The organism is Streptomyces botrytidirepellens, from assembly GCF_003721215.1.
Taxonomy (GTDB): Bacteria; Actinomycetota; Actinomycetes; order Streptomycetales; family Streptomycetaceae; genus Streptomyces; species Streptomyces himastatinicus.
In genome coordinates, this window is record NZ_RIBZ01000185.1 from 1 (window position 1) to 12,718 (window position 12,718).

The window sequence follows — 12,718 nt, forward strand, 5'->3', positions numbered from 1 at the left end:
CTCATATTGGCAGGGGAGGATGCCAATATGAGCATCACAGAGTGCCGATATTGGCATCTGAGGATGCCAATACATGTCGCGTATGGTCATGTCGTGTATGGTCATAGAAGGAACTCTGAGATTCCTCTGATGACGGCTGACGACATGATGCGGGGTGCAGCTCTATGAACCCTGAAGTTCCTTCACTGACCACAGGCGACATGTCGTCTGTGGTCAGTGAAGGAATCGCCAAGTTCCCTCGGATGCGCCACGCGACATGTCGCCCGTGGTAATCTCGCACGGTCAGGGAAAAGCCCAGGTCAGGGGTCGTAGGTGTCAAATCAGGGGCCCAGCGGACGCCGCCGTGCGCTGGTCAACACTGCGACTGGTGAGGTCCATGAGCTGTTGGAGCCGGAGGAGGCTACTCGTCGCCGGTCCTACAACCTCGGAGGCCGACACGGCCAGTTCTCCTTCGAGCGTGTCAAGGACATGCTGTCGGCGGAGTCCGGGATCACCGGCGACGACTTCAGGGTCTTCTTCTATTGCGCCATCCTGACGTACGAGAAGGGCGGGGCGACTGCCAAGGAGGCTGCTGAGTTCCTCGGACTGACCCCGCAGGCGACGAGGCGGATCGCCAAGAAGCTCGCCGAGAATAGGATCTTCCTGGTGGAAGAGGTGATCGGCCGGACGAAGAAGTACCGGGCGAGTCCGCACATCGTCTCCAGCCTCACTGGGGCGGAGCAGTCCGAAGAAGCCGCTGCCTACCACCTGCCGACTATGCCGGGACGCTCCGGCACAGCATCGAAGGGCCCGACCAATGCCACGCCAAAGCCCGTATCCCGAGCTCGCCGCTCTTCAGGAACGGATAAGCGAACTGCCGCACCTGAAGCAGAACATCGTGATGACGTACGCGATTCTGGGCGGCCTAGAGCACAGCGTCGAGCGCACGGCGGCTGACCTGGCTGAGCGGATGGGCGTACCCGCACCGCACTTCTCGCGCGCCCGCCGTGAGCTGACCGATGACGGGTGGCTGGAGTACACGCACCGTGAGGGCCAGGTGAAGTTCTTCCGGCTCGGCGAGGCGGCGACAGGACGAGAGGTTGTCGTTCCGTTGCGGAGTCGGCCGACGGGCTGAGCAGCGCGCCGATCCTGCGGCAGAGGGCCGGAAGACGTCTGTCTTCCGGCCCTCTGCCTGTTCAGCAGGACTTGAAGGCGGACAACCTCAGCTTGTCCTTTAAGGTCTGGGCTGCTCGAAGGTTGGCCGTTGCACTTCATCAACGGTGCCGAGCGCCGACTGCGCTATACGTGCGGGACGTTTCGGTCAGCTGTGAGGTTCCCCCGCTGTGCGGGTGTGGCTGATTAGCTGGTCAGGGCGGGTTGACTTGGTTTCAGGTTCACTGGTTTGGCGCTGTCTGGTCGGCGTAGTGCTTTTCCTCGAACTCGATCGGGCTGAGGTAGCCGAGCCGTTTCTGGATGCGGCGGGAGTTGTAGAAGCCATCGACGTACTCAAAGAGCGCGAGGTTCGCCTCTGCCCTGGTCGCGACGGTGCGGCCGCGGACGCACTCGGTTTTGACCAGTATCCACAGGTTCTCCGCCAGGGCGTTGTCGAACGAGTCGCCGACCGAGCCCATGGATGCCTGGATCCCTGCTCTGACCAGGCGCGTCGTGAGCTTGATGGAGGTGTATTGCGTGCCGTGGTCGGCATGGTGGACGAGCTCGCCGGGGGCGACCTCGCGGCTGGTGAGGGCATACTTCAGCGACGACAGAACCAGGTCGGCGTCCGCGTGGGCGGAGGTCTCCCAGACCACGACCCTGCGGGAGAACGCGTCCCGGATGGCCGACAGCCACAGTGGTCCCTCCGTGGTGGGGATCCTGGTCAGGTCGGTGACCCACAATCGGTTCGGCGCGGGCGCCGTGAAGTCGCGTTGAACCAGGTCAGGAGCGAGATCGGCATCCTGGTCACGGCGAGTGAAGCCCTTGCCTCCGCGGGGGCTGATCCCGGCCAGGCCAGCCTGGCGCATGAGCCGTTCGACCCGCTTCCTGCCGACGTGGGCCCCCCGCTTGAGGACGGCGTGCACGCGCGGTGAGCCGTAGATGCCGCCGGAGTCCTGGTGGACCTGACGGATCCTGGCTGTCAGTTCGGCGTCCTGGCGGCGCCGTGCACCACACGGGGGTCGTCCCCCTCTTCACGCGACAGGCGAGGACAATCTCCGCCGCAGCAGCGGGCGTGATTGTCCGCCATGCTGGCTGTGTGGTAAATCAGCCCCGCCCCTTGGGCCCCATCAAAGCTGCCGACATCGCCGAGCGTGTCGCACGCCGTCACCGACACGACGACGCAGGCCTCGCCGATCCACCGGGCGCGGACGACCTTCTAGGGCTGATCCGCTTCATGCGGGACCGACACCCCCGGTTGACCACGCTGGACAGCAACGGCAGGCCCGTCCCCGACATCGCAGGGCAGCACGCCGAACTGGATGAGGCGCTGATGTTGACCCGCCTCGCGGAATTGGAAGTCAAACGCTTGCAACTCTCCCTAATCAAGGCGGCCCGCAGAGCGCACATGACCACCAAGCAACGTGGCCGGCCCTTGGGGCTGGGCTCGCGGCAAGGAATCTTGGACCGGGAAAGGGCGCTCGAACGGGAACTGGACGCCGCGTCAAAGTATGTCCCAGTCCACGCCCTGGACGATCAGCCCGTCCCTGTTGAACTGGGCCCTGCAGCAGTCCGTGACATCGCCGAGGATCTAGTGGCGCACTGGAACGAACTGCTCACCGACGACGGGGAGGGTGAGGACAGCTGGATGGCCGACCTCACCCTCAAACTCCGGGATCTGAAGCGCCTTGGTGTCGTGGATCTGACCGGCACGGATGTGGCCGCCATTGTAGGACTCGTGCGTCTCGTCGTGGAAGAGATTGACGACCAGTCTGCGGCGACAGGGCAGCCGGGTGCGGCTACCTCGGGGGCTCAGGCCGTGCTGGAGCGAGCCCGCTGCCTCAACCACCAACATGCCCGCTCCAGGCGCGACGGGATGCATCCTGAAGCGTCCGGCCAGGCACCCAAAATCCCATGACCGCATGGGCCTCTGGCGCAGACGATCTTGCACACGGGCTCTCGGCTGCCCTGTACCAGGCCGCAGGGATACGCGGTTGGCTGGCGGCTTTATCTCACCACGATCGTGTCCAGTTTGCGAAGCGGACGAAGACGCCCACGGCCAGGGCTCTAGACAGCCCTGGCGAAGTGGAGTAGTCGACAGCGCCCACCGAGAGCGCGCTTGAAACCGACCGACAGACGAAAGCAACGCCAGTCCGCGCGATTCCGCGTACCGAAACTGGCCCACTCGTCGGCACCCGGCTCGACCGGAAGGCTAGTCGGTCCCGCTGCAAGTACCACGGTGTCTCCGGCTACCGGAGAGGCACCGTCGCCGATGTCGAGACCGCAAGCACGTGTGTGCCTGTGCCGGTCGACGGGCGGTCGACTACAGGCTGACCACATCCGCGGTCAGAGACAGCGCAGCTAGCGCTCACCGTCCGTGGCTGGCACCAGGTGCAGTGAGAAGAATTGCGTTTGACCTGTACGTTTTCCCAGTAAGAGCGCAATCGACAGTGACCTGCAAATGCGACACCTGGCGTGCTGAGCCATGGAAAGGACATGCCAAGCACTTCGAGTGCACCTGGTCCTGGAACGCCGACTGCAGTGTCAGGGTGTTCCTGACACTGCAGTCGGGGGCTCGTCGTCCGCACTCTCACACCGTGTTACGCGCCTCCCCTTTTGAGGCTGAGCACGGTGCTTGTCGCGTTGGCACGACAGCTGTCGTGCGGGGCTCTGACCTGGGAAAATGCACTGCTCAGGCCGCGCGTGCGACGCCTTCCGGATGAGGCTGACGACAATCGTCGTCGCTCGACGATTGTCGTGGGGCAGGTCAGGAGCAAGTCAAGCGAGCAGAGCATCCCCACGTAGAGAGCACCTCTGGCCCGTCCCAGCGCCGTATGCCGTCGCCGGTAACGGCGGGGTGTGAGGCCGACGCTACAAGCCCAAGAGCTCTCAACAGGTGGGAGGGCTGGACGGCCGAACGAAAGTGAACCCTTGATGATACCCCCGAACGCTAGGGCCGCGCGACAGCACGCAAACGGCAGCCACAAGACCAGGGACTGCCTTGACTTGGGCCGTACGGCGCTGCAACTTGACGATCAAGCCCGTCAGCCGCCCCAAGGACGCCTCCGACTTTGTCGTTCTGCACCGCTATGGGACGTCGAATGCAGGCTTGCTGGGATGGTTCACGCCTGGCATGCCCGCGGCTACGAAGGACTCCCAGCATTCAAGATGGTGATCGACGTGTCCGGAGGGGCGCGACCCCCGAGCTGGCAGAGGGAAGGTGGACGCCTGACGATGCCGCCGCGGCCTCCAGGGTCATGGACGACGCCATCTGGCCCGCTAGAGCCTCCTTCCCCTCGAATCCGATGAGCTGCATCCAGTGCGCGGCAGCCGTTTGGCCAGCACATTGGCCCATAGGTTGGAGTCCCGCCCTACCTGCTCGGTTCAACTCAGCAGCACTCCAGCTGCGTCCCGGTCGTTCCCTAGCCGGATCGCGGCCGTGGGCCGTGGTCTCCAGCTCGGTCTTGGCCAGCAGGACACCGAGCCATCGTCGGCGGTCCTCGGCCTGCGGCCCCTGCGGCGACAGCTCCGGATTGAGTGCTGGCTCGGCTCCCCGCGCCGCGATGGCGAGTTGGTCTCACCCGGGGCATCACCAGGTGCTCGCAGTGGATGCTCGCATTCCCTGGCTTCACCTCACGAGGCCGGGAACTTGCGCACCACATTGTGAGAGCACTCAGACGGCAAAGCGCCGCGCCCGCTCCATCTCTGCGCCCATACCGGCCCAACGAGTCCTCTACTCCACCAGCGGCAGCGGCGCCGTCTTACTCCCAGCCGCTTATCTATACATCGCTGATCGCGACAGGGGCCCTATCAGTACGCGCGGCTCAGGCACATGTTTGCAGGACGTTATCCCATAAGGCCGTCCCACAACCGAGTAGGGCGCGAACTCTGCCGTTGAGGCCCGGATGTTGCGTCGGCATCTTTACAAAGGAGTGGGAAGCGGAGCTCGTCCTTGGCTAACAACACACGCACAGCGGGGGCAATTGAGACCACCCTTGACACCGAACGAGACGTCACGTCTCGCGGAGAGGGTCACTGGGNTCGTCCTTGGCTAACAACACACGCACAGCGGGGGCAATTGAGACCACCCTTGACACCGAACGAGACGTCACGTCTCGCGGAGAGGGTCACTGGGGCACTCCAAGTTGAAGGTAAATAGAAAGCAAAATGGGCCCTGACCTGCATGTTTCACAAAATCACATACTTTACTCACTTCCTCACTCACGCCACCAGCATGCGAATCGAGGTAACGTTCGGTTGACTTATCGAACCGCCGAGGGAGCTGTTAATCAAGGTATGCTGAGATTTAGCCGTTGTTCAATCGATAGGCGGCGGGGAATTTCGAGAATTATGCGCCTCATTATTTCAGTGTCGGACGGTTAGTTATTGGGATCGAAAGTTCGATCAACTAGATACATTCGCGAGGGTCCTGTCGGTGCGTGACTTCGCAACGCGGATGCATGTAGGATCCGCTGCGAGCCGTGAGGTGCACGTGACCTATGGATCGTTGAATTGAGTGTTATGAGGTCGACCGTGCACCCTAGACGAACCCTGCGACAGCGGAGAACTAGTGGAACTTCACACCTTCGAATCTCTTGCGCCTAGGCTCAGGATCGTGAGCCAGTTCACTGCGATGACGTCGCCGGATCGACTCCAGGAGCTGGTCCAGCAGCTGCGACCTCGACTGCGCAACGTCGTTGGAGTCACGATCGGTAAGGGTGGTGAAGGGAAGACCACCACAGGCGTGAACCTCAGTTACATGTTGGCTCAAGAGCAGGCATACCTCGCGGAAGAGGGGCATGAGGCGAAGCCCGTCCTGTTCATCGAGCTGGACCGTAATGGCAACGGTCGACTCGATCTCAACATCCTTGGTAGCGAGTACGACGACGACGGGCACGGGTTCGTCGAGGCGGTCACTGAAGACAAGGCCTTCACGGTAGTCAGGAACGTGAAGCCCTACCTGGATATGACCGTCGCAGGGAAGGCGAATGCGAGTCTCCCCACGGAGATCAGTCGACTGGCAGGCAAGCATGCACAGGCGCCTTACCTCATGCTCGCGATGCTTCTTGCTCAAATCTCACACCACTACGCTTGGATCGTCGTCGACTTCTCTCCCGGTGATGAATCCATCCAGCGTCTCGGCCTCGCAGCCGTCACTCACCTCGTGACGCCCGTCAAAAACTCCGACGACGCCATGATTGGCGGCCTTCAAGCTGTGGCGGAGCTCGTGGCCGATGTTCGTCTTATCAACCCGGAACTCGGAATCGCCGCGATCGGATTCCTGGGGTTCAAGAAGATTGATGGCCAGGCAACCTCAGAACTCGACGCTCTGCGTGTAAGGATTGAGGTGCTCCTGGAGGCGGCAGAGCTGGATCCGGGCTTGGTGATGCGGGACCACATCCGGGACTCTCGGGCCTTGGCAGTTGCGTGTCGCAACAACGGCATGCCGGCTCGCGAACTCGCCCTCGCTGCCAACGAGATGCTCATGGACGAGAAGGGCGAGCCGGTGCCTCGACCTCGCTACCACACCAACAACCGATTGGTGGAGCCTGACAAGGCCCTCGATCTGGCCGAGGACTGGAACACCTTTACCGGTGACGTGATCAAGCGTGTCGTCAGCCGCAACATCGAACTCCAGGGAGCAGCAGCGTGACTTCCAATAGTGGCCGAGCCTCCAAGAAGACTGCGTCCAAGAAGCCCTCAAAGCCCCAGGAGACCACTCAGCAGAGGAAGGCGCGGCAAGCTGAGGAGAGGAGGGCGAAACTGGCTGCCCAGACGCCGAAGTTCTCGCTCGCCGGATTCAAGGGGGCGCCGTCGGAGACTGCGTCGTCCGAGTCCTCCGAGGGCGGCAAGAAGGAAGCGGAGGCCCAAGGTACGGAGCCAGCCGAGAGTGGTTCCTCCATCTTCGCCGGCTTCATGGGCGACGATGTAGCTACCTCACCGGTCGAAGAGGTCGTCGCAGACCCGGTCGTTCCGTCGCAACAGGACGGTCACGCGGTGACACACACTGAGCACGCAGGAGCTGCGACAAACTTCGCGACAGGCCATGCGAAGGCCCTGGATGAGACGCCTGCTGAAGCAGCTTCGACCGCTGGTCAAGAGCAGCTCAGCCATACTCCTGGCGACGGCCAGGAAGTAGTCTCCGGGACTACACACAACCCAGCACCCGCATCACCACGTGCTAACCACCAGGAAGCGCCCTCTCCTGCAATTAGGCAGCCTGCACCAGCGCAGAGCGCAGAGGTAGCTCACCGCTCCGAAGGCCGTCATGGTGGGTACTCGATCTCCGTTGCCCAGCAGGGAAGCCTAGCGCCGCGCCGACAGCGACGTCCGCGCGTCGAACGCTTCGATCCGAATCAACGCCAGGCCAGCCGCGAGGAAGCACTCCGTGAGCTGCAGACATCGGCACCGCGCTACTCCGCGCTCCTGGTCGCCTACCGTGTGGGACAGCTCAGCACGGTTCCGCATGAGAACCGGAACGTTCACCTGTATGGGGCTGCATTCGAGCAGCTTGCTAACCAGGGGACCAGCGACAAGGCTCTCTTCATGCAACTCACGGGGCAGCGTCACAAGCTCACCCCTGCTCACTACGTTGATGCTGTTCTTGAAGCGGCGCTGGGCCCACTCGATCCCATGTGCGTCGATGAAGACCTCATCGAGGACGAGAAGGACCATGTTGACAAGCTTGCCGACATGGCCTTCGCGTATCGAAACTACATCCTCAATAACGAGTACCTCGCTGGGATGGAGAAGCAGAGGTTCACCTGCACCCTTCGAAGGGATGTCAACGCGAAGGTCAGCAGGATGATGGATCTCCTGAGCAGCATGCCGACCATAAAGATCCAGCCGTTCGAAATCATCAGCGCTGTGGTAGCCGACTACCTCAACGGGCTGCCTGACGAGCGGCCCCACGTGGAAGCCTTCTTCAAGAAGAGCACTGTGACGACGTACCAGTGATGGTCTTCTGCACGCCCGGGAGCCTGCCGTGCGGAACCGAGATCTCAAACTCAGTTCGGATTCGCGACCGCACGGCCAGCCCTCCCCTGGATCGAGCCCTGCTGCTACGACTTACCGGTGCCGTTAGCCTCGTCAAAGATCCAAAGGCCATCTGCGGCCACATAGAGGTTCTGGATGACCTCCCCAGTCCCAGGGTCGATGACACAGCCGTCGGCGCGGACGTACTGCGGCTGCGCCGTGGCGGGGTGGGGGAGGGGAGCCTGTCGGCAGGCCCGGCGGCGCTCGGCGAGGCGTACTTGCTTGTGGCGCCAGTGGGTCCGCTGGGCGTCGTGGTGTCGGCGTCGCCGTTCTCTCACGCCGGCAGTGCCCAGCCGTTCGGCGGTCTCGGGCCATCCGTCGACGGGGTCGGCGCAGTCCGGGGTCGGTGTTCCGATGCCCTCAAGGGCGGTGGGGGAGAGGTGGTAGAGCTCTCCCTCGCGGTGGATGAGTCCGAGGGACTTGAGCTTTCCGAGCTGACGATAGGTGGTCGAGCGGGAGATGGAGGCGCTCGCCTGGAGTTCGGTCCGGCTCTGGCCGTCTCGCTCGGCCAGGGCGGCCAGGACGGTGAGTCCGCTGCTTCCGAGACCGTGGTGGGCGAAGGCGTCGAGGTGCATCAGCTGGCTGGCTGTCCGGGAGTCGATGTCGGCGCCGGTGTCGTCGGTCTGTCTCATGCTTGGGCCACTCATGGCCCCCCCAGCCTCCGGCCCTTTGGGGGTGGACCAGTGGTGAGACGTCGTGGAAGGCAGGCGGGAGATGAGCATCCAGCGGGCGCCTTCGGTGGGGGAGCCGTTGTCGAGCTGACGCAGAACCTTGGTGTGGAGGAGGCGCTGGTTGGAGTTGTGGGCGGTGGTGCGGCTGCAGCCCATCCGTTCGGCGAGGTCGCGTTCGGAGACGGTGTGGTCCCAGCTTCCGGCTCGGGCGCAGATCTCCATGCGGGCGATGAGGTTGCGCAGGTCGGTCTTGCCGGCGACGCCGTTCCAGGGGGTGCATTCGATGCGGGAGCGGAAGGCCGCCAGAGCGGCGTGGAAGTCCTGGCGGTTGCTGATGGGGTCGGTGGACCGGACGTAGTGCTGTGCGCCGTCCCAGGCCCGCTGGAGCCAGGCGGCGGCCTTGTCGTAGCCGCGGCGGTGCTGGAGGGCGCGGGCGTGCTGTCCGGCCTTGTACGGGCCGTCGAGCAGGACTTGGGTGAAGGCGGCGCGGTTCCATCCGACGCGGACGGCGTCGGCTGCCAGGGCCCGGGTTACGGCCCAGGCGTGGTCGGAGGCGGCGGTGTTCTTGCCGCCGCGCTGGAGGTTGCTGGTTGCGTACGCGTTCTCCTGGTCGCCGAGGAGGAGCAGTTTGTGCATGCGGCCAGACAACGGCGGCAGGGTGGCAAGGAGCCCGGTCCGCCGGAGTGGCAGCCGCAGTTCGGCCGCACGAGCTGAGGTGTTGAAGGCGGAGGGCACTGTCTGCGGGGCCTGGCGGGCACGGTGCGGCGTGGGCGCGCCGATGTGCTGTGGCGCGGAGCGGCGGAGGTCTGGGGAGACCGGCGCTGCCGTAGAGGTACGGTGGGTGGCTTTCGGGCCGGACATCACCAGTCCGCCCCCACAGTGACCTGCGTCTTCGGGGTGAAGGGCGTCCGCAGGTGGTGCGGGCGTGCTCCGGCGTTGGGCGGCGTGCAGGGCTGCACTGTGCGCGTAGGCGCCCACGAGGGGTGGGCGTAAGTGGAGTTATTGGACAGGGGTGGGTGACAAACGGCAGCGGTGTGCTGCATCATGAACGCGATCCGTTCCCGTGTTGTGGAACGTCGAGGCCCCCTGGCAGGGGCGCGAGCTCCGGAGTGGGAGTGATTTCGCCCGGCGCCCCCTCGGTGAGGGGAAGTCGGGACTCGCTCGACCGGCATGTCGGGCGATGGTGGAGGGCTGGCAGTTGATGAGGTGGTGGCTCACCGCATCAGGTGCGCAGCCGGGCCCGGGTGTGCGTTGGCAGGCAGCACCGGGCCTGCGGGGAGCTAGGTCATCGGATGCTCCCCGCGGCGTTCTTCGGTGTTCCGGCAGTCATTTCATCCTCCTAGGGCGGGTGTGACGTGGGCTGCGGCAGTCCTGGGCGTGCGTCCGTCGGCGGCGCCCGCTGTTCGGGCGTCGAAGGGGCTACTGCTTGCCTCGTGCGGGGCAAGGCGCTCGGGACCGGAATAGGCGGCCTGAGTGGCGGCGGCGCGGGGGCTGTTGATGACGACACTGGTCTCGATGGCCGCTTGTACGGCGTTGCGCAGCAGTCGTCCGTAGGCGACCAGTGGAGCGTTTTGGGATCGGTCGGGGGCCAGGATGCTGGCCGCTGCGACCACGCGGGGCTCGGCGCCGGGTACGGCCGGAGCGCCGGGCAGGCGTCGGACGGGTACGGAGACCAGGCTCCAGCCAGGCAGCGGAGAGTCGGTGATGGCTACCTGGGCAGATCGGATCTGACGCAGGTCCTCGCGCAGCGGCCCGTCCTGGCCGGCGAGGCTGGCGAGGATGGCCAGGCCTGCTGCGTCGGAGTCGAGCGGGGCCCGGCGGAGCCTGTTCGCGGCTTTGGGATTGAGGGCCAGTTCGCGTCGGAAGCGCACCTCGGAGGTGCCGACTGCGGCGATGCACAGGCGCTCGCTGCTCGCGGGGGAGTAGGTGTGCAGTAGCACCACGTGCCGGGTACGGCGGTGGATCCCCTTGAGGAGGTAGGCGACATCCAGCAGGGGGGTGTGGGTGGGGTGCACGATTTCTGGGGCGCCGGTCAGGGCGGTGGTGGTGGGGCGGAGCTCCCAGTAGCCGTAGCAGGGCCGGTCGCACAGCTGGGCGTCTTGGAGCTGGCGCAGACGGCGATGGATCTCAGGATTGCCCAGTGTGGTGCGCTCGGCGATGTCGCCGAACCTGTGCGGTCCCGGGCCCAGTTGCAGGAGGGCGTGGAGGACCGCGAATGTGCGGTCACGCTCCTTGCGTTGTTGGGGGCTGCGTGAGCGTATGTCCACAATTCTTCCCGGTTGTATCAAAGCGGCGCATCTGTCGGGCGGTTCGTGCTGTTGGCCTGTGCGTGATCTCTACCGGCTGGTATGCCGGGTTGACCAGGAAGCGCCTCTTCCTGGAAAAGGATCTTCCTGCCGCGGGCTGCGAGATGACCGGCCGCTTTAAGCCGGAAAACAGCACTATCTCCGCATCAAAATGTGGCCGCCTTCAGCGAACTGTGCCCGAAATCTTCACGCCTCTTGGTGGAGTGACTTGTCGACTGATCGTCGACGCCTCGGGGGCTTCGTCGCGGCCAAGGGGCGCTGATGGCGGGCAGGCACGCCAACCGGCGCACCTTGAGGCCTGATCGACAGGTCAAGCTCTCACCTGCGGCAATGCGCTCATGCTGGACGCTGACCGTGGCCGATCACGCCACGCCCCCGAGATTTACCGACCAGCTTCCCCTGTACGCCTGTGGCCTGCGCCGACACGGACATGATCCGCCAGCCACGGTCCGCGGCCACACCGGTCAAAGAGGGAAAGGTTCGTTCGCCGACAACCGGCATCCACCTCAAAGTGGAAGGCCACTGGTGTAGGCCTCGGCCCGTGCGGTTTCCTCCGTCACACGGGACCAGGCCGACCTATGACGTCCGCCGATTCCCATACTTCGATGAGGTATGGGAGGAATCACCGGTAAAGGACGAGTGGGGGAGTGGCAGTCAGGTATGCGCACCCGCGGCAAGGGTGATCGACGGGACCGTCACGCCTTGGCCGTGGCCGGGACCCAGCTCGTCGACGACGGCCGTCGCGGCCCAGTAGACCCTGCGCCACAGCGCGCGGCCGGGAGGATCCTCCCTCCACCAACGGCCTCTCCGCGCCGCCACATCCATCAGCTCCGCCAACTCGACCCCGGACAGCTCCACGCGCACAAGCCCAGAGCCGGCCGACTGCTCCCTACCGTCGGCGAAGTGCACGGTGCACTGGCGGGCGCATCGCGTGAGCAACGCCGACCACGCCGACGGAACACACACCAACTCGACCCGCACGATACCCACGGCGACGTCCAGCCTGCGGGGCCTTCGCACCCACTCCATCCCTGCCTCCCCTCTCGGAGCCCGGCAGCCGCCGGAACCCGCGCGGCATCTCCCGCGCCCACCTACACACGCGCCCGGCGGCCGCGAAGGCCTCCCGGCCTGTCCAGTGGCAGGCGGCGGGATCCGATCGCAACTGGTGTTCCGTCCGGCGGGAAGAAGCGTGCCGGCACGCCGATCACCCGCACCGTCTCAGGCACCCTGGGCCTGAACACACCGAACCGACCGCCCAGAAGGGGAGAAGACGTCACGCGAGCGTGAGCGCCCAGCCGCGGTCAAGGGAGGCCGATCAAAGCGCTGGATCCGCCGCGCCGCGCACCTCCTGGTTCCACATCAGGCCCAGGCTCGACGCCGCGAACAGCACCGCCCACCGCGCGGTTGCTCAGATCAGGAGGATCACCATGCACAGCCAGCCAGCAGGGGGAGACGCGGGCTGGGCCCCGAGCGCACAGAGCCAGCCGATCACCAGTGACGACACCGCTCCCGACCACGGGCCCTTCGCCGTGGTCTACACCAGCCCGCACTGGTACAGCCAGACCGCCCCCCAGC

The 12,718-nt window shown here is 64.9% G+C and carries 7 protein-coding genes and 1 pseudogene; 4 read left to right on the forward strand and 4 right to left on the reverse strand.

Annotated features, from left to right (window positions below):
- The first annotated feature begins 384 nt into the window (after positions 1 to 384).
- Complete coding sequence (locus EEJ42_RS14580; RefSeq protein ID WP_184503089.1) at positions 385 to 936, forward strand: MarR family transcriptional regulator; 552 nt, start codon at positions 385 to 387, stop codon at positions 934 to 936.
- A gap of 437 nt (positions 937 to 1,373) precedes the next feature.
- Here the strand turns inward: EEJ42_RS14580 and EEJ42_RS14590 are convergent.
- Positions 1,374 to 2,129 (reverse strand): annotated as a pseudogene (locus tag EEJ42_RS14590) (IS3 family transposase); the annotation flags it as partial.
- 122 nt (positions 2,130 to 2,251) lie between these two features.
- On the opposite strand from EEJ42_RS14590, the gene EEJ42_RS14595 reads away from it, so the two are divergent.
- The 3 genes from EEJ42_RS14595 to EEJ42_RS50270 all read left to right on the forward strand — a co-directional run bounded on the left by EEJ42_RS14595 (position 2,252) and on the right by EEJ42_RS50270 (position 8,088).
- Positions 2,252 to 3,049, forward strand: coding sequence for a hypothetical protein (locus EEJ42_RS14595; RefSeq protein ID WP_148081945.1), 798 nt, complete (start codon positions 2,252 to 2,254; stop codon positions 3,047 to 3,049).
- Between the two features lie 2,697 nt (positions 3,050 to 5,746).
- Positions 5,747 to 6,784, forward strand: a complete 1,038-nt coding sequence (locus EEJ42_RS14600) for a ParA family protein (RefSeq protein ID WP_148081946.1) — start codon at positions 5,747 to 5,749, stop codon at positions 6,782 to 6,784.
- Positions 6,781 to 8,088: a hypothetical protein gene (locus EEJ42_RS50270; protein WP_148081947.1), complete on the forward strand. Its 1,308-nt coding sequence runs from the start codon at positions 6,781 to 6,783 to the stop codon at positions 8,086 to 8,088. Before EEJ42_RS14600 ends, EEJ42_RS50270 begins: the two co-directional genes overlap by 4 nt.
- A 104-nt stretch (positions 8,089 to 8,192) precedes the next feature.
- Here EEJ42_RS50270 and EEJ42_RS14615 read toward each other — a convergent pair whose 3' ends face one another.
- From EEJ42_RS14615 to EEJ42_RS52800, 3 genes are all read right to left on the reverse strand, one after another.
- Positions 8,193 to 9,473 (reverse strand): helix-turn-helix domain-containing protein, encoded by a 1,281-nt coding sequence (locus tag EEJ42_RS14615; protein WP_123100384.1) that lies wholly within the window; start codon positions 9,471 to 9,473, stop codon positions 8,193 to 8,195.
- A gap of 695 nt (positions 9,474 to 10,168) precedes the next feature.
- The gene (locus tag EEJ42_RS14620; protein ID WP_184503090.1) at positions 10,169 to 11,104 is read right to left on the reverse strand and encodes an IclR family transcriptional regulator; all 936 of its coding nucleotides are present in this window, start codon (positions 11,102 to 11,104) and stop codon (positions 10,169 to 10,171) included.
- Positions 11,105 to 11,797: 693 nt separating this feature from the next.
- Positions 11,798 to 12,001: a hypothetical protein gene (locus tag EEJ42_RS52800; protein ID WP_246096723.1), complete on the reverse strand. Its 204-nt coding sequence runs from the start codon at positions 11,999 to 12,001 to the stop codon at positions 11,798 to 11,800.
- Positions 12,002 to 12,718 lie beyond the last annotated feature (717 nt).

Bases quoted from the DNA above. Each gene is read 5' to 3' on its own strand.
- EEJ42_RS14615 (WP_123100384.1), bottom strand. From the start codon at position 9,473: ATGCACAAACTGCTCCTCCTCGGCGACCAGGAGAACGCGTACGCAACC.